Genomic DNA, 24,361 nt, shown 5'->3' on the forward strand with positions numbered 1-24,361 from the left:
GGCGTCTGCACGAAGGAGCGATCGATGGCGACGCAGCGACCGAACCCGGCATCCACGACCGACGCCGGCACATCGTGTGTGACGGTGACCTTCGTCGGCGTCGGTGCGATAGGACTGCCCATGGCGTGCCGTCTGGCCGCCGCCGGATTCGCGGTCACGGCCGTCGACCCGAGTCCGCGGACACGCGCACACGCTCAGGCCGCCGGCCTGCGGACCGCACCCGATATCTCGTCCGTCTCCCTGGGCGATGTCGTCCTGGTCATGGTCGCCACGGGCGGCCAGTTGTTGGACACCGTCGCTGCCGCCACCGCCCGCGGACCGCTGACCGGCCAGACCTGGGTCATCGGATCGACAGTGGGCCCCGAGGACGGGCGCAGGGCCGCCGGCCTGCTGGCCGACGCCGGTGCCCACGTCGTGGACGCCCCTGTCCTGGGGGGCGTCCCCGGTGCCGAGCAGGGCAGGCTGCGTATTCTCGCCGCGGGCAGCCCAGCGGCGCTCGACCGGGTCCGCGACGTTCTCCGTCCCCTGGGCAAGATCGCCGAAGTCGGTGACCGGCCCGGCGACGGACAAGCCGTGAAGGTCGTCAACCAGCTATGCAGCTCGGTGCACTTGGCCGCGGCCGCGGAAGCGCTCTCGCTCGCTTCCCGCCTGGGCCTGGACCCGGCACGCATTGTGCCGGTCCTCAGCGGCAGCTCCGGTTCCTCCTGGTTCTTCGAGGACCGCGGCCCGCGCATGGCCACGCCACCCGTCACCGAGGACGCGCTCACCCGCCTGGCGATCCTCGCCAAGGACAACGACCTGGTCGTGCGAGAGGCGGAGCGGGCCGGTGCCCGCGCGCCACTCGCCCGTGCAGCGGCCGGCCAGTACCGGCGAGCCGCGGAAATGGGACTCCTCGACCTGGACGACAGCCAGATCATCAGAACCTATCTCGCGTCGCAGTAGGTGGCGGTGCCTGTTCTGCCGTGCCGACGGACCCGTACGAGGTCTCCGCTCGCCGACGCCACACCGACCGGTCCTTCGCCCGCTGCCGAGGCCGCGCCCGGTCCGCGAAAGGAAGACAATGAAGATCACCAAGGTCGAAGCCGTCCCTTTCGCCATCCCTTTCCGCAAGTCGCTCACGTTCGCCAGCGGCGAGGTGCACGTCGCGGACCATGTCCTTGTACGCGTCCACACCGACGAGGGGTTGATCGGCACGGCGGAGGCGCCGCCGCGCCCCTACACCTACGGCGAGACCCAGGAGTCGATCGTCGCGGTGATCGGCAAGGTCTTCGCGCCGCAGATCACCGGGCTGTCAGCCCTGGAGCGTGAGGTGATCCACGCGCGCCTGGACCGGACGGTGGGCAATCCGACAGCGAAGGCCGCGATCGACATGGCCGTGTGGGATGTCATCGGACAGGCCGCCGGAATGCCGGTCACCGAACTCCTCGGCGGCTGGTCGGACCGTATGCGGGTCAGCCACATGGTCGGCTTCGCTCCCACCGAACAGATGGTGGCCGAGGCGGAGCGGGTTCGGGACACGTACGGCATCACCACGTTCAAGGTGAAGGTGGGTCGCCGGCCATACCGGCTGGACGTCGAGGCGTGCCGGGCTCTGCGCACGGCGCTGGGCGACGATGCCGAGCTCTACATCGACGGCAACCGCGGCTGGAGCGCCTCCGAGTCCGCGCGCGCTCTGCGGGAGATGGACGATCTCGACCTGGACCTCGCCGAGGAACTGTGCCCCGCCGACGACGTGTTGGGCCGGCGGTGGCTCGTGTCACAGAGCCGGATTCCCTTCGTCGCCGACGAGAGCGCACCCACTCCGGCCGATGTGACCCGCGAACTCCTGGGTGGCGGCGCGACCGCGATCAGCATCAAGACGGCCCGCACCGGCTTCACCGCCTCGACGCGCGTGCTCAACCAGTGCGAGGCGATGGGCGTCGAAGTGGTGATCGGCAACCAGATCGACGGGCAGATCGGTACGTTGTGCGCGGTCGCCTTCGGCGCCGCGCACCGGGCCACCACCCGTCGGGCCGGCGAGCTGTCCAACTTCCTCGACATGGCGGACGACCTGCTCACCGAGCCCCTGGTCATCGAGTCCGGAACACTGCGTGTGCGTGAGGGAATCGGCCTCGGGCTGACCATCGACAGCGACAAGCTGGCGCACTTCCGTCTGGACCGCTGAGGCGGGGCCCGGGTCCACGCCCCTGGCGAGAACCGCGCCTGCGGCGAAGGTTCCCCGGCAGTCGCTCAGAGCAGAGTGAGTTGTACGGGTCCGCCTGTGTCTCCCTGACCCTCCGGGGGCGTGACTCGCCACGGGTCGTCCTCCATACGGACACGGATGCCGAACTCTTCGGCCAGTTGCGTCACCTGACGGACGATCCGCTTCTGGTACCACCTCGGCGTGTACGGCCCGGCGGCGTACAACTGCTCGAACCGAGGCGCCCAGGACGGGTGGTCCCGGCGAAGGCACTCCATGAACCACTCGCGGGCTCCCGGCTGCAGATACAACACCGCAGGCGTCAGCCACGCGGCACCGCTGGCCGCGATCGCGCGTACCGTTCGGCGCAACTGCCCCGAAGAGTCGCCGAGGAAGGGAACGATCGGCATCATCAGCACGCCGACCTCGATCCCGGCGTCGGCCAAGGTGTGGATCGCGTCAAGGCGGGCCGACGGCGGCGGGGTGCCCGGTTCGGCCGTGCGCCACAGGTGGTCGTCGGTGAACCCGACGGACACCGCGACATGAACCCGGGTGACCTGGGACGCCTGCCGCAGCAACTCCAAGTCGCGTAGAACCAGGGTGCCTTTGGTCATGACGGAGAAGGGATTGCTGTGGTCCCGGAGGGCCGCCAGGATGCCCGGCATCAGACGGTAGCGGCCCTCGGCTCGCTGGTAGCAGTCGACGTTGGCGCCCAGTGCGATGTGCTCTCCGTGCCAACGGCTCGAACCCAGACAGCCGCGCAGCAGCTTCGGAGCGTTGGTCTTCACCACGATCTGCGAGTCGAAGCCGGCGCCCGCGTCCAGATTCAGGTAGCGGTGACTGCCACGGGCAAAGCAGTAGGTGCAGGCGTGCGAGCAACCGCGGTAGGGGTTCACGGTCCAGTCGAAGGGCATCCCGGAACCTTTCGGCACCCGGTTCACGATCGACTTCGCGTGCACTTCGTGGAAGGTGATGCCTCGGAACTCCGGGGTGTCGAAGGTTCGGGTGCGGACGACCTGTATGCCGAAGAGTCCGGCGCCGCCAGCGGATTCGGTGAGTTCATCCCAGCGCACGATGTCTCCCTACCAAGTCCACTGCGCGAGTTCGATGTTCGGGTCGGGGCCGTCCCACCCAAGGCTGGAGCTGTGGCGATCCACCGCGCTCACCCTCCGTCGCGGGGCCGGGGCATCTTCCCGGAGGGCTCGCGGCTGGTCATGTCCTGTGCCGGTCGACGGGCAGGAACAAGCCGCGAAGGTGCTGTCTCCGGCAGGCGCCAGAGAACGGGCAGGGCCAGGAGAGCGACGCCGGCGACCATGATCCCGGGGACGAGACGCCATCCGGTGCCGTCGATCAGAGCCTGGGAGGCGTACGGCGTCAGGCCGCCGAAGATCGTCGTAGCGACCGTTGCCACCGCGAGCCCGCTGAGTCGGCCGGCGACCGGGAACTGCTCCGGAGCGGAGGAGGCACCCACGGCGCTGACACCGCCCGCCACGAGGGCCAGGACCACGGCTCCCACGAGGGCGAGCACGGCATGTCCGCCGGTCATGAACGCGAACATGGCCACCGGCAGGACCAGCGACAGAACACCGAAGACCACGAGAGTGGGCCGCCGCCCGAGGCGGTCGGCCATCACACCGGCGAAGGGCGTGACGACGATGACTGCGGCGGAGGCCAGTGTCGCCAGCCACAGTGCGTCACTCTCCGCGAAGCCGCCCACGGACGTGAGGTACGTGGGGACGTAGGTGATACCCACGTAGTAGGTGATGGACCCCAGCGCGGAGATCGTGAACGTCCGGTACAGCGCCGGGCGTTGGGTTCGCAAGGTCTGCCTGAGCGGGCCGCGGTCGGCGCCGTGCGCCTGCTGGAGCTGCTCGAACGCCGGGGACTCCTGCATGGTGGAGCGAGCTATCAGGGTGCCCGCCGCGAGCAGGGCGCCGAAGAAGAACGGGATGCGCCAGCCCCAAGAGTCCAGCGCCGGGCCGCTGGTCAGCGCGGTGGTCAGGGCGGCTGCGCCGACGGCGAGCAGCGCGCCGACCTCGCTGGCGGCGGAGGCCAGGGACGCGACGAGACCGCGCCGCCGGGGAGGGGCGCCTTCGACGAGGTAGGTCATGACGCCGGTGTACTCGCCGCCCACCGAGAAGCCCATGACGCAGCGCAGCAGCAACAGCAGGACGCCCGCCGTGGAGCCGATCTGCTCGCGCGTGGGCAGCAGGGCCGTGACCAGCATGGCCACCGTCATGACGGACATCGAGGCCAGCAGGACCCTGCGCCGCCCAAGCCGGTCTCCGACGTGACCGAAGACCAGCGCGCCGAACGGGCGCATCACGTAGGCGATGGCGAAGACCGCCAGTGCGGTGAGGACGGACGAGGCTCCCGAGCCGAAGAACACCCTGGACAGCACGGTGGTCATGAACAGGTACAGCGTGAAGTCGTACCACTCGACCACCGTCGAGAACGCCGCGACCGCCATGGAAGAACGCGGCAACCCGGCTGCGCGGCCCGCCTCGCGCGACAGAGCGGGCGGGGTCACCGGCGGAATGGAGGCAGAGGAGGAATGAAGATCCATGGTTCGGAGCTCTCGGGGAGATCGGCGACGTCCCCGACGGGGCGCGCCTGCGGGGGCTAGCTGAGCTGCGGACGTGCGGGCCTCGACGGTGAGGCGAGCCGCCAACGACCGTAACATCGATTCGATGTGAATATCGATTCGATGATGCATGTGAGAAGATGGGCCCATGCTGGAACTCGCGATATTGGGCTTCCTGGCCGAGGGCCCCCTACCGGGCCATGAGCTGCGCCGACGTGTTTCGGACCTGACCGGCTACACCCGGCCGGTCAGTGACGGCACCCTCTACCCGGCCATCAACCGCCTCGCGAAGGCGGGCCTCCTGGAACGGCGGGCCGATCCGCGCGCGGGTGCAGGCCGCTACATGCTCAGCCTGACCGCGGCCGGCCGCGCCGAAATGCTGGAGCGCCTGCGCAAGCCGGCCGACCACGAGATCACCGACTTCACCCGCTTCTACACGGTGCTGTCCTTCCTCTCGCACCTCCCTGACACCGCCGAACAGCACGCGGTACTGCGCCGCCGCCTGGCGTTCCTGGAGGAGCCGGTGAGCTTCTTCTACGACGGTGACCGGCCCCTGCGCGCCGAGGAGGTCGCCGACCCCTACCGGCGTGGCCTGCTTCTCACCGCCCGCGCGACCAGCCGCGCCGAACGCGCCTGGCTCCGCGAGGTCCTGGGCGAACAACCGCCCGAGAACCCCTGAAAGACCCCGGAGGTACCTCCATGCTCGCGTCCTGGTACGACCAGCAGGGCTCCGCCGCCGACGTGTTGCGCGTCGGTGAACTGCCCGACCCCCACCCCGGCCCCGGTGAAGTGCGGGTCCGTGTAACCGTCTCGGGCGTCAATCCCGGCGACACCAAGAAGCGGCGTGGCTGGCTGGGCTCCTCGATGCCGTATCCGAGGGTCGTCCCGCACAGCGACGCCGCTGGCGTGATCGACGAAGTGGGCGAGGGCATCGGCGCCCACCGCGTCGGAGAGCGGGTGTGGGTGTACGGCGCACAGTCCTACCGGCCCTTCGGCACCGCCGCCCAGTACACCGTCGTACCCGATCAGCAGTCCGTGCGGCTTCCCGGCCATCTCACCGACGAGCTGGGCGCGAGTCTGGGCATCCCGGGCATCACCGCTCACCGCGCCGTGTTCGCGGACGGCCCGGTCGACGGCAGTATCGTCCTCGTCCACGGTGTGCTCGGCGGCGTCGGCTCCCTGGCCGCGCAGCTCGCCCGCTGGGGCGGCGCCACCGTCATCGGCACCGTACGCCGCGGCGACGACCTCGCCCTCGTCGACGCGACCGCCGTCTCCCACGCCGTCGCCCTGGACTCGGCCGACCCGGCGGCAGCGATCCGCTCGTACGCGCCGGACGGCGTCCACCGCGTCGTCGAGGTGTCCTTGTCGGCCAACGCCGACCTCGACAATGCCGTTACCGCGCTCGACGCCGTCATCGCCGCCTACGGCACCCACGCCGACCGTACCGAACTCCCCCTCTGGCCCCTGCTGTTCAACAACGTCACCCTGCGGCTGCTCGGCAGTGACGACTTCCCCGCCGTGGCGAAGCGACAGGCCGCACGCGATCTCACCGCAGCCGCCGCAGCCGGCGCCCTCACGGTCGCAGTCGCGGACCGCTACCCGCTGGAGGACATCGCCAAGGCCCACGAACGGATCGACGCGGGCGGGCGGGGCAGGGTGGTGGTCACCGTTCCCGGCTGACCGAAGCACGGCCGGTGACCTCGTCTTCAGGGGAGGGGCATTAGTCCTGCGGTACTAATCGCGGCCTGTCGATTCGGTTCCACAGGGGGCAGGGAGCGCGGGAAACCGCACCTAGTTTGAGATCAAGGGTCGATCAGGCCCTGCTCACGTAATGACCTCTTCTCCTGGTGGGAGTACCCCGTGGCCACCTTCCTCTATCGACTGGGACGGCTCGCCTTCCGGCGACGACGCCTCTTCTTGATGATGTGGATCGCCGTCCTGGCCGCCGTAGGCATCGGCGCCATGAGTTCCACCGGCTCCACGTCGGACAGCTTCACGCTGCCCGGCACGCAGTCCCAGAAGGCCATCGACCTGCTGCAGAAGGAGTTCCCGCAGGCCTCCGCCTCCGGCGCTACCGCCCGGGTCGTCTTCGAGGCCCCTTCCGGCCAGAAGCTCACCTCCGCCGCCAACAAGGCGGAAATCACCTCGCTGGTGACCGAGTTGAAGGCGTCGCCGCAGGTGGCGAGCGTCTCCGACCCGTTCACCAGTGGTCTGGTCAGCAAGTCGGGCGACATCGCCTACACGCAGGTGTCCTACAAGGTCGCCAAGTCCGACGTCAGCAGCGCCGCGCACGAGGCCTTGAACAAGGTCGCTGCGGAGGGTGAGAAGGCCGGGCTGACGGTCAGCATGGGTGGTGACGCGGTCGAGGACAAGGCGGCCAGCAAGGCTGCCGAACTGATCGGTCTCGCGGTCGCCGCAGTCGTCCTGGTGATCACCTTCGGCTCGCTGATCGCGGCTGGACTCCCGCTGCTGACCGCCATCCTCGGCGTGGGCGTGGCCGTCATGTGCATCACCATCGCCACCTCGTTCGTGGACATGGCCTCGGCCGCCTCGACACTGGCACTGATGCTGGGCTTGGCAGTCGCCATCGACTACGCCCTGTTCATCGTCTCCCGCTACCGCAACGAGATCCGCGACGGCCATGATCCGGAAGAAGCCGCCGGGCGGGCCCTGGGCACCGCCGGATCCGCCGTCGTCTTCGCCGGCCTCACCGTGATCATCGCCTTGGCGGGTCTGAGCATCATCGGCATCAAGATGCTCAGCTCGATGGGTCTGGCCTCCGCCTTCGCGGTCGCTGTCGCGGTGCTCATCGCGCTGACCCTGCTGCCCGCGATGCTGGGCTTCGCTGGGACGCGGATCATGAAGGGCAAGCTTCTCAGCCGCCGCATGCACGCCCTGGAGGAACGCGGCGAGGGCGAGGCCATGGGCGTGCGCTGGGCCAAGTTCGTCACCCGCAACCCGGTCAAGGTCCTCGCCGTCGCGGTGATCGGCCTGGGCCTGCTGACCATCCCTGCCATGTCCCTGCGCCTGGCCCTGCCCGACGACTCCATGAAGTCCCCCGACAGCACCCAGCGCGTCGCCTACGACACCCTCAGCAAGGGCTTCGGTCCCGGCTTCAACGGTCCCCTGACCGTGGTGGTCGACGCCCGTGACAGCAAGGACCCGAAGGCCGCCGCCGCGGACGCGGTCGCACGTATCAAGAAGCTGCCCGACGTCGCCACGGTGCGCGACGCCGCGTTCAACGAAGCCGGCGACGTGGCCCTGATCGGGGCCATCCCGAAGAGTGCGCCAAGCAGTCAGGCCACCAAGGACCTGGTCAAGGACATCCGCGCCCAGAGCAGCACCTTGCACAAGGACACGGGTGCCGACCTGATGGTGACCGGCACCACCGCCGTCAACATCGACGTCTCCACCAAGCTCGCCCAGGCCCTCATCCCCTACCTGGCGATCGTGGTCGGCCTGGCGCTGGTCCTGCTCCTGCTGGTCTTCCGCTCGATCCTGGTCCCGCTCAAGGCAGCCTTCGGCTTCCTCCTCAGCGTGGGTGCCACGCTCGGTGTCGTGGTCGCCGTCTTCCAGTGGGGCTGGCTGAAGGGCCTGTTCGGTATCCAGGAGACCGCGCCCATCGTGAGCGTCCTGCCCATCCTGCTGATCGGCGTGGTCTTCGGACTCGCCATGGACTACGAGGTCTTCCTCGTCACCCGGATGCGGGAGGAGTACGTCCACGGCGCCGAACCCACACAGGCCATCGTTCAGGGCTTCAAGCACAGTGCCCGCGTGGTCACCGCGGCGGCGATCATCATGATCTCGGTGTTCTCCGGCTTCCTCCTCGACGACGTGGCACTCATCAAGTCCATCGGGCTCGGCCTCGGCTCCGCCGTCTTCTTCGACGCCTTCGTGGTCCGCATGACCATCGTCCCGGCGGTCATGACCCTGCTCGGGCGCCGCGCCTGGGCCCTGCCCAAGTGGCTGGACCGGGTCATGCCCAACGTAGACGTCGAGGGTGAGAAGCTGCGCAAGGCCCTGGCCGCCGAGGAGACCAGCACCGCACCCGAGCCCGTATTCGCCGGCGTGCCCGCAGGGGGCCGCCAAGGCTCGGACAACCACACCGCCCCGTCGGTCTTCACCAGCGCCTCCGGCTCCGACGCCTTGGACACGACGAGCCTCTCATCGCCGCTTCCCCGGCACCGCCGTGGAAGGATCCCGGGACTGCCCGGCCTCGGACAGCGCCGCGCGAACGAAGGCGACGCAGCCCCGTCGGCCGACACGGCCGAGCCGAAAGCAACGCCGACGAGGGGGCTGCGGAACAAACTGTTCCGTAAGAGCTAAGAGCTGACGGAGACGCGTCGCAACAGCGACCACTGCCGGCCGTTGTTCGACCACCGACCGGATCGGCCACCTCCCACCGGCCGATCCACCAGCCCCGCCCGCCGGTCCAATCCCCCCGGGACCGGCGGGCGGCCTCCCGACCCGTGAAGGACCCCCGTGACCACACCGAGCGCCCCCGCGGCCCCGGGCCCGGACGACCGCCGGGTCCTGGAGACCCTGACCAGCGATTCCGAACAGCGCGTGATCGCCTCGGTCATCTTCCGGCTGGCCGCCCTGCGCCGCGCCGACCGGGCGCACCCCAAGGTCCGGCACTGGGGGGTACCGGCCTTCTGCGCCGCGCTCGGGATCAACTCCTACCTCAACCCCTACAACACCGGCGACGTCCCGGCGCAGCTGGCGCTCATCGCCGCCTTCACCATCCCCCTCCTGTGGCGGGAACGCCGGCCCATGCTGGTCTTCGCCCTGACCACCGCCGCCTCCGTGGTCGCCCTCCCCCTGGGAGTACTGACCGGGGCCGAGTCCGCACGGGTCGTGGCCCTGTTCAACGTCGGCCGCTACAGCACCCCCCGCCAGCTCGCCCTCGCCGTCGGCATCACCACCGTGCAACTCGGAGCGTGGGCCACCGTCTTCTGGAAGGGCGGGCAGCTGGAACACGCCACCCGCCCCGAGGTCGTGACCCTGATGGCTATGACTGCCATGGCGGCGTTCGCCGCGCTGGGTCTGCTCAGCCGTCTGGCCAGTGCTTACATCGACGCCCTGAGGAAGGAACGCGACCAGCAGGCCCGCCTGGCCATAGCGCAGGAACGTGCCCGGGTCTCCCGGGAGATGCACGACATCCTCGGCCACACCCTCGCCGTCATCGTCGGTCTCGCCGACGGCGCCGCCGCCCTCACCGAGAAGAAGCCGGAACGCGGGGCCCAGACTCTCCGCATCATCAGCACTAGCGGCCGTGACGCACTGGCCGAACTGCGCCGTCTGCTCTCCGTCATCGGCGAGGAGGACGACCGGACGGACGGCATGCCGCTCGCCCCGCAGCCCGGCCTGACCGACCTCGACTCACTGCTGGACCGCGTCCGCGCCGCCGGTCCCACCGTCACCCTGGACTCCCACGGCAACCTCACCGACCTGCCTCCCGGGATCCAGCTCTCCGTCTACCGCATCATCCAGGAGGCCCTGACCAACACCGTCAAGTACGCCGCCCTCGACACCTCGGTCCACGTGTCCCTCACCGCCGACCCGGACGCCGTGCGCGTCACCGTCGAGGACACCGGCCCGGCCCGCACACCCTCGGCGAACCGTCCCCGCGCGGGCGGTGGCCGTGGCCTGGTCGGCATGCGCGAACGCGCCGCCCTCTACCAGGGCACCGTCACCGCAGGCCGCAACGCTCGCGGCGGCTGGTCCGTCCGCGCCCTCCTCGTCCCCAGCCCGCAGCCCAACTCCCCGGAGAAGCACCCCTCATGACCACCGTCCTCATCGTCGACGACCAGGCCCTGCAACGGATGGGCTTCAACATGCTCCTGGAGGCCCAGTCCGACATGAACGTCGTCGGTGAGGCCACCAACGGTGGTGAAGCGGTTCGTATGACCGCCGAACTCCGGCCCGACGTCGTCCTCATGGACGTCCGGATGCCCGGCATGGACGGCATCGAGGCCACCCGCCGCATCGTGGAGTCCGGCGGCCGTTCGCGCATCCTGGTGCTGACGACCTTCGACCTCGACGAATACGCCTACGACGCCCTGCGTGCCGGAGCCAGCGGCTTCCTGCTCAAGGACGCCCAGCCCGACGAACTCGTCGCCGGGGTCCGGGCCGTGGCCGCCGGCGACGCCGTCATCTCCCCGGGCCTCACCCGCAAACTGATCGACGCCTTCAGCGACCGCCTCCCCGGGCACAGTCCGCAGCAGCAGCGCCGACTCGCCGACCTGACCCAACGCGAGTGCGAGGTCCTCACCGCCATGGCCACCGGCTGGACCAACCAGGAGATCGCCGAGCGTCTCCACCTCGCCGAATCCACGGTCAAGTCCCACATCGGCCGCATCCTCACCAAGATCGACGCCCGCGACCGCGTACAGGCCGTCATCTTCGCCTACGACACCGGACTCGTCCGCCCGTCGTAAAGCCCCGCCCCGCTCGCCCGACCCCCAAGGGCCACACCGACACCGCTCCATGTGTACCGACACGTCCCCGCAGCCCAGCATCCGCAACGAAGAACAGGACACAGCAATGGGACCGTTGGCACGAACCGGCATGGGCGTGACCCTTGCCTGCGGGGTACTGATCACCGCCGTCAGCATCGGACAGAACTCCGACAGCAGCGACAAGAACACAAAGAGCATCAAAAGCGAGGTGGCCAAGGGGCCGTACGTCGCACTCGGCGACTCCTACACCTCGGGCCCCAAGATCCCTCCTCAGACCAGCACTCCGGCCGGCTGCGACCGCTCCGGCCGCAACTACCCGGCCCTGGTCGCCAAGGGACTCGGCCTCAAGACGGCCGACTTCCGCGACGTCAGCTGCAGTGGCGCCACCATCTCCGACCTCACCACCCCCCAGTCCACCAGCAACGGCACCAACCCCGCACAGCTCTCCGCGCTGACCACCGACACACGGCTGGTCACGCTCGGCATCGGCGGCAACGACATCGGCTTCAGCTCAATGATCACCAAGTGCGTCGGCACGGGAACGCTCTTCAAACTGGCCGAGCGCATCACTGACATCACCGACAAGGCACCCTGCGAGGAGAAGTACACCTCCGGCGGCACCGACAAGGTGGCCCAGAAAATACGCACCGCGGGTGACCACCTCGCCCAGGCACTCAACGAGATCCAACGCCGTGCGCCCGAGGCCCGGGTCTACGTCGTCGGCTACCCGTCGATCCTGCCCGCCAAGGGCACACGCTGCGGTCGCGGCCTGCCCATCGCGCCCGGCGACGTCACGTTCCTGCGCCAGAAACAGCAGCAACTCAACACCATGCTCGGCGAACGCGCGCGAGCCGCGGGAGCCACGTACGTCGACACCTTCACCCCGTCCGCCGGCCACGACGCATGCTCGCCCGCGGCCACCCGATGGATCGAACCCCTCAAGCCCAGCAGTCCCGCCGCCATGGTCCACCCCAACGAACGGGGCGAACAAGGCATGGCCAGCGCAGTCCTGAGCACCGTCAAGAGCTGAGGACAGCAACAGTCCGAGAGCAGCGAGGCTTCAGGCAGGCCGCCTCGGCCCTCTTCCTCCTGCGCCCCGCGACTCCGGTCGCGCGTATTCAAGCGGAGCGCGCGTCCGGTCCGCATCGGCCGTCCGTGGGGACAGGCGCCCGATGCGGGTGAAGGACCCGGCCACGATCCGAAAAATCCCGGGATCCGTGGCCGGGTCCGCACCCCCACACACCATCACCGCCCCAACCATCGCCGGCCGAACGCCTCCAGGGCCCGGTCCGCCGGGAGAGCACCCGCATGACCACCGTTCTCATCGTCAACGACCAGGCTCTGCAACGCCTCGGCCTGCGGATGTTCCTGGAAGCACAGTCCGACCTCACGATCGCGGGCGAGGCGACCGCCTACGCCGAGGCAGTCCGACTCGCCGACACACTCCGGCCCGACGTCGTCCTCATGGACATGGGTCGGCCGGACGAGAAGCACATTCAGGCGATCCATCGCATCACCCGGCCCGACGAGGATTCGATGGCGCCTGACGCCGACGGTTCAGGCAGCCTCCACCCGCGGGTGCTGATACTCAGCCCCTTCGACGCCGACGAGTCCGCCTGCGCCGCCCTGCGCGCCGGTGCCGACGGGGTTCTCCTCAAGGACGCCCTCCCTCACGAATTGACAGCGGCTCTCCACGTCATCGCGCTCGGGGGTGCCGTCCTGTCTCCGCACCTCACCCGTGCACTCGTCGAGGCGGTCCGTGAGCAGAGCCGGGCCGACCTCACCGAACGCAGACATCGGCTGTCCCATCTCAGCGAGCGCGAATGCGAGGTGCTCGCCGCTCTCGCCTCCGGCTGGAGCAGCAGGGAGATCGCCGAGCGGCTCTCCATAGCCCCGACCACGGTCAAGAGCCACATCAGCAGCATCCTCACCAAGATCGGCGCCCGCGCCCGCGTCCAGGCCGTCGTGTTCGCTTACGAAACCGGTCTCGTCAGGCCGCCAAGGCAGCGGCCCCACTCGACCGACACGGACTTCTCGGATCGGTCGGAATGAGGGATCCGGTCCGCCCTGCAGGACGGTAGCAGTCCGGTTCACCCAAGCCCGAAGGCCCGCGTCACGTCGTGGTGCAACCGCTCTCCCGCGACACGCTCCGGCAAGGGGCAAGTCGGCGACCTCCTCATGGGCTACGGCTCGCGTCACACACGGCCGACCTGCCGTCGCCGACCACGACGAGGGCAAGTGGCCTTGTCGGCCGCCGTGGGACCTAGACCAGCTACTGCCAAGTCCGCCCCAGTGGGCTCCACCGTTCCCTGTCCAAACCACGGTCGCAGGCCGACACGCACCTGCCTATGTCGGACACGATCTTGGCCAGGCAGGTGGCACGTGGTGGCGATGACACAGGCGCCCGGAGGACGAGAACTCGAGCCGGGAAGGCAGCCGCCTGTCAATGGCCTCTTGATCGTCCCCGCTGGCGGCCTTGAGACATCCCCGCTGGTGGAAGGCGTGATCGCCCCACTCGCGGCCAGATAATCTCCCCGCCTTCGGTTGGTGTGGATCAGCTGAAGGGCTTCACCCCTTGTCCGGATGTGGCCTCGGTGAGCCGGTAGCTGTCACCTTGGGTGACGACGATGTGAGCGTGGTGCATGAGTCTGTCGACCGTCGCGGTTGCGAGGGTTTTGGGCATGATCTCGTCGAATCCAGAGGGGTGGAGGTTGCTGGAGACCGCGATCGAGCGCCGTTCATATGCGGCATCGACCAGGCGGTAGAAGCCCTCGGCGGCGTCGGGTGAGACGGGCAGGAGCCCGATGTCGTCGATGATGATCAGGTCCGAGCGGATGATCCTTGCGAGGGCTCGGGCAATGGAGTCGTCCGCGCGGTGGCGTCGGACGAGGGCGCCGAGGTCCTCGATGGTGAACCAGGCCACGGTCAGGCCGGCCTCGACCGCGGTCTGTCCGAGGGCCTCGGTGAAGTGGCTCTTTCCCGTGCCGGAGGGTCCGCAGATGCAGAAATTCTCCCGGCGGCCGATCCATTCGAGGGTCTTGAGCGCGTCCTGGGTGGCCCTGGGGATCGAGGACTTGGTCTCCAGCCAGTCGCCGAAGGTCTTGCCGGTGGGGAACCCGGCCCGCTTGCGGCGGGTGTGCAGGTTGGCGCGGTCGCGGCCCGCGGCTTCCTCGGCCAGCAGGACGCGGACGACCTCGGCGGGGTCCCAGCGTTGGGCCTTCGCGGTGGGGACGAGATCGGCCAGCACTCGTCGCAGGTGCGGGAGTTTGAGCCGCTTGGTCAGCTCGATGGCCTCGGCGAGCGGGTCGCCGTTGGTGCCGTGAACAGTGCGAAGAGGGGTGGCCATCAGGCGAGATCGCTTTCGTCGTACTCAAAGACGTCGGGAGTCGTCGGGGTGGTGCCGAAGGTGGACCAGGCGGAGGTGCCGGGCTGCAGGGAGTGTTCCTCGCTGCGGCGGACCGGCTCGGCCTGGTCGTGGACGGCCTGGTAGTCGAGGATCGAGAGCAGGTCCTTGTCCGCGAAGCGGGCGGTGACCGCGGCGGTGCCCAGAGCGCGGTCGACTTCGGCTGTGGAGTAGAGCTTTGACAGGGCGACGGCCTCGGCCATCTTTGCCTTGATCCTTCTGACTCCGCCGGCAGCGGCCTCCACCAGCCAGGACGCGGCGCCAGGGCCGAGCGCGAGGAATGCGGCCTCGTCCGCGGACTTCGCCTTCGGCCGGCGGTCTGCCTCTTTGTCCTCGCGCGGCGGATAGTGCGTGTCCTCCAGGACCGGGGTGCCGGGCTGGCCGCGGCGGTGGCGGGCGACCTCACGGGCCGATCCGTACTCGTCGACGGCGGTAACGATCAGTTCGTCGCCGTGGAAGCGGGCCCAGACCCGGGCGTCGATCAGTTCGTGCGGGACCGAGTAGCGCACTCCTTCGATCGAGATCGTGGACTCCCAGTTGACCCTGCGGGTGGTGCCGAACGCGGCGGTGAACGGACGCCGCGGCAGCGGGTGCAACCGTTGTTGTTCTTCCGCGAGCCGTTCGACAGGCTTGCGTCGAGTCGCCTTGTGGGTGCGGGAGTTGACCTCGTCGCAGAAGGTGCGGCAGGCCGCCTCCAACTCGGCGAACGTCTTGTAGTGCTCGCGCAGGTTCACGTCTTTGGGGACAAGGTCGGCCTTCGCGATCCGCACCGTCGCCTCCGAGCCTCCCTTCGTCTCCGGGTCCGCCGGCAGACACGTCCGTATGGTCGTGCCGTAGTGCCTGGCGACCTCGACGATCTCCGGGTTGCGGACCGCGATTCCGGCGATGTGGTCGGTGGTGACCGTCTTCTCGTTGTCCGTCAGCACGTAGGCCGGGATCCCGCCGATCCTGCGGAACGTCGCGTCCAGGCATGAGGTGATCGTCGGCAGCGTCTTGTCCCAGATCGGGATGACGATCCGGAACCGGGACCAGGCCAGCCAGGCGCAGAACAGCGTCGTCTTGCGCCCGCCGATGACCGGCCCGTCGCCGAAGTCGTATTGCAACCACAGGCCCGGCTCGGTCACCCATGGGCGATAGACTCGCCGCCGACCGGCCCTGAACTGGGTCTTTGCCTCGGCGACGGTGCGGCGGGTAGTGCGCTCCCCGCCGGTGAAGCCCATCGCGACGATCCTCTTGTGGACCACGTCCGCGCGGATCTTGCCCTGCGAGCGGACCACCAGCTCCTCGATTTTCGGCAGATAGTCGTCGATCGCCCGGGACCGGTGACGGCGCTGTTCCGGATTCTGGCCCGCGGCCCGCATCTTCACGTACCGGGCCACCGTGTGGTGGTCGCACCCGGCCAGCTCGGCCGCAGCACGGTAACTCCCCGTGAGGTCGTACGCCTCCAGGATCTCCATGATCTCCCTGCTGTTCTTCACCCGCTCGACCCTCGCCGAGCGAGATCTGGATCTTGGGAGCGGGGCAGTATCTGGCCGTACTCGGGGAAGCCCGTGGCCATAGATTTCGCTGTAAGTGGCCGCCAGCGGGGAGCTTACGAAGGCCGCCGTCAGCCGCCGCCGAGGACATGCAAGGACACCCCCCACGCTGCCTCCGGCAAGACCTACGGCACCCGCCGGATCCACCGCCAACGGCGGCGCGAGGGAATGACCGCGGCTGATACGCGAGGACGGACTGGCGAACGTCGACGCCGCGTCCGTGGGCTCCGTCGCTGACTCGTACGACAACGCGATGACCGAGGCACTCGACGGCACCTTCAAGGCCGAGCTGATCGAACACCAAGCCCCCTGGCGAGACGTCGACCAGGCCCGAACGCGCCATCGGGCAGTGGGTGGGCCGGTACAACACCGGGCGCCTGCACTCCGCTCTCGACCTCCTCCCGCCCGAGGAGTCCGAGGCGACTCACCACCGTTGCCTGGCCGCTCCGAACGCAGCCTGAGACACACAAGATCGGCCGCCACAGGACTCGGGCCAGCTCAGAGGGGCTCCCGGCGAAGTGTCAGACCGATGGCCCGCAGTCCCAGGGCTCACCTGAACCGAAGCGGTGGACAAGTGAACGGGCCCACCCCTGTGCGGCACCCTTGCCCGATGCTCCAACGACGGCGTGCCCCATCACCCCTTGAAGGTGACGGGGCACGCTGCTCTCCCGCGGTGGCGCCGCCGGCTTCCCGGCAGATCCTCCCGTGCCGGAATCAGTTTCGGCAGTCCGAGCTGTTCACCGCTCGGTCGTAGGCCACGTACTTGCCGGACGGCTTGCCCTGGGAGTTGAGCACGTTGGCCTTGGCGTCGTAGTAGGCGCCACGCGAGCTGATCTCGTTGTAGCTGCGGCCACGCCAGGTGGTGGTGTTCTCCTGACCACCGCCCGACTTGCCCCACGAGTACTTGTCGACGTGGAAGACCGGGTTGCTGCGCACCGTGCGCATCTCCGGGCGCAGCACCAGCCAACCCGTCCGGCGTGGGTTCACGGTGAGGGTGGTCGACACGGACCAGCCCGACTGCTTCGCGTACGACCAGCTGTGCTCGTAGCTGGCGCCAGCCTGGACCGAGAGGACCTTCTCCAGGATGGTCCAGTCGATGCCGATCGAGCCGGAGACACTGTTGGTCGTGGTGCTCGTGGTGCTTCCGTTCGCCTGGACGGTCTGGCTGAGTCCCGAGCCATAGGCGCAGTTCACCAGGGGTTCGGTAACCCCCGTCTCCGAGCCGGTCCACGTCCAGCTCGACGACTGCGGGTAGTAGCAGGAGCCCTCGAAGCGCTCAAGACCCGATTGGAGGCTCTTGGCCGGAAGGCCGTTCGTGGTGTCCTTCGACACCTGGCCGGTGTTGACGTTGATCCACCAGTACGTCTTGCTGGTCGAGCCGGTGCACAGGCTCATCAACAGCTTGTCCGTGCTCCACGATTCGGTGCCTCTGATGTCGGTCGCTGCGCTTGCGGGCGAGACGAAGGACAGCGTCGAGGCGAGGGCCAGCGCGCCGACGGTGGCGATGCGCTTGATCGGGGCGCTTGTGCGGGCGGGGGCCTTGTTCGCCTTGGAGGACGACTTGAACGGGGGGTGCATGTGGTGGCTCACTCCTGGTGCCCAGACCGGCAGCGGCGTGCCGGTTGTACGCGATGAGGGGGAGGCAAAGGACTGCTTGCAAGTTCAAGCAGATTCACCGCACCCTGGCAGGGGTGTGTGTACTGAACGTGAACTCACGGTGGCGGGTGCGCTTCTGGCGCTTCGAAACCCTTTCGGGAGGCCGGGGCATGAGGTACGCGCAGGGTGGCGGGCTGACGCCGAAGAAGCGGGCGTCCGTGAATAGCTGAGGCTGGAAGCCGCGGAGTGGTTCGCACGTGGGTCGAAGGCCAGGGACGCCACGAGTGGGCTTCGGGGCGGAAAGCGTCAGGTGAAGAAGTGACGCGAGGGCGGGGCAGAGACGCGGGTGACGTCGACGAAGCCGGCGTCGTCGAGCCGGTGCAGCACGGCGTCGTGCGGGCGGCCCCAGACACCGGCCCGGGACCAGATCTGGAACCGGCGGCGAGTCGTCGACTTCGATATACCGAAGCCGAGCGCCAGCCGCAGACCAGAGATAGACGATGGCCTCAAACAGCGGCTCATCAGGTGCGCCTTCCGTCACCCTGCGGCTGCGCCCGCTGCGCAGGGATCAACTGCTTCGCGATCTCCCACAGCCCGTCCAGATCAATCCAACTCGTCGAAGCAGGTGATTTCATTCGCTTGTCCTGCACCCGCAGCGGGGTGACGGTGAGCTCGACACCGATGCCCCCCGCCAGCAGATGGGCAGCCAAGATCTCGCCGTGGTGCGATCCCCCGGCGTTCTTGCCGTCCACCATGAGGGCTTCGGCCCCGGTCGGATCGATCCGAGCAGGTCTGCCAGACCACCGGGACAGCCGGTATTCAGCACCCGGCGGGTGGTCGCTGCGCTCGGTGCGATCCGCGCGTCGTAGACCGTCGGGGCGAGGACTCCGAGCCGAGCGAGCGCGTCCCACGGGGCGCTTCGATACCGCGAGTCGGCCGGCGTCCGCAGCCGCAGGCTCGGCGCCCTGATCAACCCATGCTGCTGAGTGGGCGACTTGACCAGACAGATGCCGACGAACTGACGGCACATCGAAGCCCCGGACGATACAGGCTGCTTGATCGGTCACCGGCATCAACCGGAGCTTCGTTGCCTACGGACCGGGCCGACCACCCATCGACCTACCGTCGCGACCTGCGCATCACGTGATCACTGGGACTTTGAAACCGCCTGGATGGCGAGGGGTGCGCCGACACGTCAATACACAGTGAACCACCCCTCTGCGAAACACTTTCGAAACGCGCTGGTGACACGGATGCCCCACGCCCGAATAATTGGCCCATCCCCGCTCCCCGTCGGGGAGTTCAGAGGAGGTGAAGGGGTTGCCTTGTTCGCGATGGTACGAAGGCATCGGAACTGCGTTACAACCGCAGCCGGAACGGCAGGCTGCCCGCCTCTTTTGAACGGACCGCCACCCATCCGGTCCGCGTCGTCCGCGAAAGCACCGACAGAGACGTGACATCAGCAATTTCCCTGTCACTGTCAACGGTTGAGGGAAGCGAAACCCCGCCTTCCTCTGCGAACAGCTGTCGCGGACAGGTCGCTCGACTCCCTTCGGATTTCACGCACTGCGTGCCCTCGGCGGAATCGGGCGCGACGAGTGAATACAGCAGCGGTGGACGCATGCGTACGCCATAAGCCGTGAATTCGCCCACTCGCAACCAGGAAAACTGATACCCGAGAGCCCGACTCAACTGCGCCGATCCGCAGGCTCAGTCCGCGACTCGAACGCTTGGCTTCCCCTTGCCACGGCATGAACGGGCCGCTCCAAATGCCTGGGGGAAGACAAACCCACCTCCGCTTTGGCGCCGCCAAGCCGGAGAGGAACCACCGGCCGCCGGCATATGGATCCCGGCTCGCTCCGGACTCCAAGATCCGATCTTGTCTATCTTTTCGGGAGGAAAGATGAAAAGCACAAGACATCCGCGTAAAGCTTTGATCGTTGTTCTGGCTATAGCCGCGGCGCTGTGGACCTTCGTGACGCCTGCGCAGGCGTCCACGCCGAATCCCGCCACCCTCTACCAGCTCCCGAGCAACGCATCCTGCACGAAGGCAACCAACAACTGCGCGCTGTACCCGAAAACGGCCGTGCTGCCGAGCGGAAGGATCGTCGCGGCATTCGAGAAGTCGACGGTAGCCGCCTCGGGTTCGGCCGACGGCCAGACAATGCCGGTGTACAAGAGCGACGACAACGGCACGACCTGGCAGCAACTGGCAGACGTCAAGGCACCGGCGTACGCGTCGTCGAACCCCGCCTATTCCGCGTACGTCAGTAACTGGACCAACCCGTATCTGTACGTGCTGCCCCAGGCAGTCGGAAATCTCGCATCCGGCACACTGCTGTTGGCCACCGTCGTCTCGGGCGACGACTACAACTACCTCGACCAGAAGGCAGCCAACTCCAGCTACACGCCGACGCACGACGGCGACCGCAGCAACACGGCGATCGCGCTCTACTCAAGCACCGACTCGGGCGCGACGTGGAATGTCGTCAACGTCATCACAACGGGCAGCTGGTCCAACGGCGCGAACTACCCTGCCACCGAGAACACCAACCACCAGAACGACCCCGTCTGGGAGCCGTACCTGATGGTCTACAACAACCAGCTCGTCGCCTACTACTCCGACGAGAACGACTACACCGGCTACGACTCGTCGACCGGCGTCCCGACGCTCGACCCGAACAACGCCACGACTCCGGATCCCTCCACACAGATCCTCGCGCACCGGACCTGGGACGGCGTCAGCTCGTCGTGGAGCAGCCCGGTTGTCGATGTCTCCGGGACGACGGTCACCAATTCTTCCGGTTACACCGAGATCGGCGGCGGCCGTCCCGGCATGACCAATGTCGTCCAGACCAGCGACGGCAAGTGGATGATGACCTACGAATACTGGGGTGGCGGTGACAACGTCCGCTACAAGATCGCCAGCGATCCGCTGCACTTCTACTCGGTGGGCGGTACCGCGGGTACCGGCGTCACCTCGCTCTCGGTGACATCGGGCTCCAGCGCCCTGTCCCGTGGAGGAAGCCCAGTACTCATGCGCATGCCGAACGGGCGGATCCTCTTCAACGCCGCGGGCAGCGGGGACGTCTGGACGAACGCCAGCGGAAGCAGCACCGGCGCGTGGACGCAGCAGCACACGACGATGGCGTCCTCCTACAGCCGCAGCCTCACCTACATCCCCAACACGGGCCGAGTCGAGATCGTCGGCGGGACGACCACCATCTCCTACGCGGACATCGACTTCGGGAACTCCACCGGCGCGTACTACAAGCTCGTCAACGCCAACAGCGGCAAGGCCCTCGGCGTGTACGCCGCGGACCTGCACGACGGGCAGAACGTCGTGCAGTGGACCGACAACGGGTCGGCCGACCAGTTGTGGCACGTCACGGATGTCGGCAGCGGATACAGCACGCTGCTCGACAAGAACAGCGGCCGAGCTCTCGGCATCCTGGCGGCCAGCACGGCCAGCGGCGCGAGCGCCGTGCAGTGGGTGCAGAACAGCGGCAACGACCAGCAGTGGCAGGTGGTCGCCGTCGGCTCCAACTACAAGCTGGTGAACCGCAACTCGGGTCTCGCCCTCACCGTTTCCGGAGCAGCCACCACCGACGGCGCGCAGATCGTCCAGCAGGCGTACACCGGCGCCACCTCTCAGCTGTGGTCCCTGGTGCTGGTGTCGTCCTAGACACGGCACGCCTCAACGGGAGCGCACACAGCGGGAGTCCGGCCGGCCGCCGGGCTCCCGCCGGGGTGGTCACGTGAGCGTGTTCTTGGGCCGGCGCACGGTGTGGCGCCGGCCCTTCGGCGTCAGTCGAGCGGGGACGGTCGTGCCGAGCGGGCATCTCTTCGCTCCCCGCCGGACACGCTCACGACCGCTCATCAGTTGTCAGCGCACCGCCCTCGGGACACCTCGCCCTTCGGCCTGGCGCAGCCTGTATCGGCCGTGACCACACATCCTGCGCCCCGGTCCGCAGGACATGGACCACGACGCCCGCCTCACCACGGACAGGCCGGGCAAAATGCTGTACGTACAGTACGTAACGTATGGACAGCAGAGATAGGACCGCCTACCGTGCTGGGTGTTCGCCGGTGCAGGGACACCATCGGCGACCTGTGTGGCTGGGTTCCTTGCTCAGCGCGAGCCAGTGAGAGGACGCGACGATGCGTGCGGTAATCCTGGATGGACGGGGATCCGTCGAGATCCGAGAGCTGCCTGATCCTGAACCCGGACCCGGTGAGGTCGTGATCGCTCCTGCCGCAGTCGGCATCTGCGGTACGGATCTGCATCTCGCCAGTGGGGACTACCCCACCGGCCGCTTCCCGGTCGTGCCCGGTCACGAGTTCGCCGGCACGGTGGTGTCCGTCGGCCTCGGCGTCGAACGGTTCGCTGCCGGAGACCGCGTGTGTGTGGACCCGAACGTCGCGTGCGGAGTGTGCGAGCAGTGCCAGGCCGGGGCGACGAACCTGTGCCCGGAGCTGATGGCGATCGGGGTGACCATCGACGGGGCCTGCGCCGAGTTGGTGAGTGTTCCGAACAAGGTGGTGTACCGGCTGCCGGAGGGGCTGGACTTCGCCGCGGGAGCCCTGATCGAGCCGCTGGCCTGCGTTCTGCATGCCGCCTCGCGTATCCGCCCGCTCAAGGGTCTGCGAGTGCTGGTGTACGGGGCCGGTTCGATCGGCCTGTTGGCCGTGGCCTACGCCAAGGCCCAAGGGGCTCAGTCCATCGGTGTCATCGAGCCGAGCGCGGTGCGCCGCGACGCGGCCGTGGAGTTCGGTGCCGATGCGGTGCACGCACCAGGTGAGCGGCCCGCCGGTCATGACGTCGACCTGGTCATCGAGGCGAGCGGTCATCCTTCCGCCGTGTCGGATGCGCTGGAGCGGCTGGCCAAGCGTGGGACTCTGCTGCAGATGGGCGTGGTCAGCCCCGAGTCCTCGATCGACCTGTTCCCCTATGACCTGTTCGATCGTGAGCTGTCCCTGGTGGGCTCGCAGTCGCTGGCGACCGCCTACCCCGACGCGGTCGCTGCGGTGTTGGATCTTCCCCGACTGTCGGAGGGCATGGTCACCCATTCCTTCGGCCTTGAGGACTACGCCGCTGCCCTTGAGGCTGCCCGGTCCGACGGCGCCCGCAAGGTTCACATCCTTCCGCAGCGGTGATGCCACACTCTTGTCGAGACGATTGAAGACGCTCATGTCCGCATCTCTTTCGCCGGCCCGCAGTGAGCAGGGCCTGATCGACCGGCTCGGCCTGCCACGTCCGTTGGTGTGGGGGTTCGTCGGTCTGCTGTTGTTCATGATCGGCGACGGGGTCGAGTCCGGCTACATCTCCCCCTACCTGGCCGACCACGGCGCCGGATCGGAGACCAGGGCCGCGGTCGCCATCACCGTCTACGGCGCGGTGGTCACGGCCGGGTCCTGGCTTTCGGGGGCCCTGTCGGATGTGTGGGGGCCGCGCCGGGTCATGTGGCTGGGCCTTGCCGTCTGGGGCAGCCTGGAGGTCGTCTTCCTGGCCGTCGCCCTGCCCACCGAGAACTATCCGCTGATGCTGCTGGCCTACGGCCTGCGCGGTTTCGGCTATCCCTTCTTCGCCTACGGCTTCCTGGTGTGGGTGCTGGCCGGCAGTCCCGCGCACCGGCTCGGCTCGGCCGTGGGGTGGTTCTACTTCGCCTTCACCGGCGGCCTGCCGACCCTCGGCTCGCTCCTGGCCAGCGGCAGCGAACCGCTGATCGGCGAATACGCGACCCTGTGGATCTCCCTCGTGCTGGTCGTCACGGGCGGCATCACCGCGCTGACCGGAATCCGTCACGCGACGGGCGGCGAGCGTCTGGCGGCGCCGGAGGTGTCCGCGGGGCGCAGCATTGCCAACAGCGTCGCCATCCTCTTCTCCCAGCCGCGCATCGCGATCGGGTGCCTGGTGCGGATCGTCAACACCGCACCGCAGTTCGGGTTCCTCGTCTTCTTGCCCACGGTGTTCGCCGACGACCTGCACTTCGGCACCTCGGGGTGGCTGCAGTTGGTGTTCGTCCTGGGCGCGGCGAACATCTTCGCCAATCTCTTCTTCGGAGTGCTCAGCGACCGTCTGGGCTGGCACCGCACCCTGCGCTGGTTCGGCTGCGTCGCCTCCGCGGTCAGCTCCCTGTGCCTGTACTTCCTGCCCGTCCACCTCAGTGACCGGTACTGGGTGGCTGTGCTGTGCGCGGCGCTGTACGGCATCACCCTGGCCGGTTTCACGCCGATCTCGGTGCTGATGTCGCTAATGGCCCCCGGGCAGAAGGGCAACGCCATCGCGGTGCTCAACCTCGGAGCCGGTGCCGCCACCTTTGTCGGGCCGCTGATCGTGACGGTGTTCCTGGGCCTGATCGGCCCGGGCGGGGTGACGGTCGTCTTCGCCTGCCTGTACGTGCTGGCCGGGATCGCGGTGTGCTGGCTGCGGATTCCCGAGGAATCGCAGCAGGCGGTGGCGGAAGGTCCCCCCTTGGCACAGGTCACCGCCCCGGCGGCCGAACGGGCCAGCGCGTGACACGGACCCCGGCCAGGGAAGAGCGGCGGCCACCGTGCGGGTGCACGGTGGCCGCCCTCTGCCGGATCGCGTCGCCGGTGCCG

The 24,361-nt window shown here is 68.4% G+C and carries 17 protein-coding genes and 1 pseudogene; 12 read left to right on the forward strand and 6 right to left on the reverse strand.

All coding sequences use genetic code 11. From position 1 onward, the window contains the following. Positions 1-24: 24 nt before the first annotated feature. Both R2B38_RS50420 and R2B38_RS50425 read left to right on the forward strand, forming a co-directional pair. The gene (locus R2B38_RS50420) at positions 25-942 is read left to right on the forward strand and encodes an NAD(P)-dependent oxidoreductase (protein WP_318022919.1); all 918 of its coding nucleotides are present in this window, start codon (positions 25-27) and stop codon (positions 940-942) included. A gap of 118 nt (positions 943-1,060) precedes the next feature. After that, complete coding sequence (locus R2B38_RS50425; RefSeq protein ID WP_318022920.1) at positions 1,061-2,164, forward strand: mandelate racemase/muconate lactonizing enzyme family protein; 1,104 nt, start codon at positions 1,061-1,063, stop codon at positions 2,162-2,164. 65 nt (positions 2,165-2,229) lie between these two features. On the opposite strand, the gene R2B38_RS50430 is transcribed toward R2B38_RS50425, so the two are convergent. Then, a complete protein-coding gene (locus R2B38_RS50430; protein WP_318022921.1) occupies positions 2,230-3,252 on the reverse strand; it encodes an Rv2578c family radical SAM protein in 1,023 nt (340 codons plus the stop codon). 89 nt (positions 3,253-3,341) lie between these two features. Beyond that, positions 3,342-4,649 (reverse strand): MFS transporter, encoded by a 1,308-nt coding sequence (locus R2B38_RS50435; RefSeq protein ID WP_318022922.1) that lies wholly within the window; start codon positions 4,647-4,649, stop codon positions 3,342-3,344. Between the two features lie 262 nt (positions 4,650-4,911). Between R2B38_RS50435 and R2B38_RS50440 the strand changes: the two genes are divergently transcribed. The 7 genes from R2B38_RS50440 (at position 4,912) to R2B38_RS50470 (ending at position 13,276) form a co-directional block, all read left to right on the forward strand. Then, entirely contained in the window at positions 4,912-5,442 is a 531-nt protein-coding gene (locus tag R2B38_RS50440) for a PadR family transcriptional regulator (protein ID WP_318022923.1), read from the forward strand. A 20-nt stretch (positions 5,443-5,462) separates the two neighbouring features. Beyond that, complete coding sequence (locus tag R2B38_RS50445; protein WP_318022924.1) at positions 5,463-6,443, forward strand: NADPH:quinone reductase; 981 nt, start codon at positions 5,463-5,465, stop codon at positions 6,441-6,443. A 180-nt stretch (positions 6,444-6,623) separates the two neighbouring features. Continuing rightward, positions 6,624-9,089: an MMPL family transporter gene (locus R2B38_RS50450; RefSeq protein ID WP_318022925.1), complete on the forward strand. Its 2,466-nt coding sequence runs from the start codon at positions 6,624-6,626 to the stop codon at positions 9,087-9,089. A gap of 156 nt (positions 9,090-9,245) precedes the next feature. After that, a complete protein-coding gene (locus R2B38_RS50455) occupies positions 9,246-10,550 on the forward strand; it encodes a histidine kinase (RefSeq protein WP_318022926.1) in 1,305 nt (434 codons plus the stop codon). Continuing rightward, positions 10,547-11,203: a response regulator gene (locus R2B38_RS50460; protein WP_262057504.1), complete on the forward strand. Its 657-nt coding sequence runs from the start codon at positions 10,547-10,549 to the stop codon at positions 11,201-11,203. The genes R2B38_RS50455 and R2B38_RS50460 overlap by 4 nt, the downstream gene beginning before the upstream one ends. 130 nt (positions 11,204-11,333) lie before the next feature. Then, positions 11,334-12,254, forward strand: a complete 921-nt coding sequence (locus R2B38_RS50465; RefSeq protein ID WP_318022927.1) for an SGNH/GDSL hydrolase family protein — start codon at positions 11,334-11,336, stop codon at positions 12,252-12,254. Positions 12,255-12,532: 278 nt separating this feature from the next. Further along, the gene (locus tag R2B38_RS50470) at positions 12,533-13,276 is read left to right on the forward strand and encodes a response regulator transcription factor (RefSeq protein ID WP_318022928.1); all 744 of its coding nucleotides are present in this window, start codon (positions 12,533-12,535) and stop codon (positions 13,274-13,276) included. A gap of 502 nt (positions 13,277-13,778) precedes the next feature. Here the strand turns inward: R2B38_RS50470 and istB are convergent. The 4 genes and pseudogenes from istB to R2B38_RS50490 form a co-directional block, all read right to left on the reverse strand. Beyond that, a complete protein-coding gene (gene istB, locus R2B38_RS50475; protein ID WP_318022929.1) occupies positions 13,779-14,570 on the reverse strand; it encodes an IS21-like element helper ATPase IstB in 792 nt (263 codons plus the stop codon). Further along, on the reverse strand, positions 14,570-16,105 hold the full coding sequence (gene istA / locus R2B38_RS50480) for an IS21 family transposase (protein WP_318022930.1): 1,536 nt from the start codon (positions 16,103-16,105) through the stop codon (positions 14,570-14,572). The genes istB and istA overlap by 1 nt, the downstream gene beginning before the upstream one ends. A 771-nt stretch (positions 16,106-16,876) precedes the next feature. Next, positions 16,877-17,740: a hypothetical protein gene (locus R2B38_RS50485; RefSeq protein ID WP_317881310.1), complete on the reverse strand. Its 864-nt coding sequence runs from the start codon at positions 17,738-17,740 to the stop codon at positions 16,877-16,879. 357 nt (positions 17,741-18,097) lie between these two features. Further along, a pseudogene (locus R2B38_RS50490) lies at positions 18,098-18,393 on the reverse strand (transposase); the annotation flags it as partial. A 1,340-nt stretch (positions 18,394-19,733) separates the two neighbouring features. On the opposite strand from R2B38_RS50490, the gene R2B38_RS50495 reads away from it, so the two are divergent. The 3 genes from R2B38_RS50495 to R2B38_RS50505 all read left to right on the forward strand — a co-directional run bounded on the left by R2B38_RS50495 (position 19,734) and on the right by R2B38_RS50505 (position 24,278). Beyond that, on the forward strand, positions 19,734-21,443 hold the full coding sequence (locus R2B38_RS50495) for an RICIN domain-containing protein (RefSeq protein WP_318022931.1): 1,710 nt from the start codon (positions 19,734-19,736) through the stop codon (positions 21,441-21,443). A gap of 476 nt (positions 21,444-21,919) precedes the next feature. Further along, positions 21,920-22,915 (forward strand): alcohol dehydrogenase catalytic domain-containing protein, encoded by a 996-nt coding sequence (locus R2B38_RS50500; RefSeq protein ID WP_411978643.1) that lies wholly within the window; start codon positions 21,920-21,922, stop codon positions 22,913-22,915. Between the two features lie 34 nt (positions 22,916-22,949). Further along, positions 22,950-24,278 (forward strand): MFS transporter, encoded by a 1,329-nt coding sequence (locus R2B38_RS50505; protein ID WP_318022933.1) that lies wholly within the window; start codon positions 22,950-22,952, stop codon positions 24,276-24,278. Positions 24,279-24,361 lie beyond the last annotated feature (83 nt).

The sequence above is a fragment of the Streptomyces sp. N50 genome (assembly GCF_033335955.1).
Classification (GTDB): Bacteria; Actinomycetota; Actinomycetes; order Streptomycetales; family Streptomycetaceae; genus Streptomyces.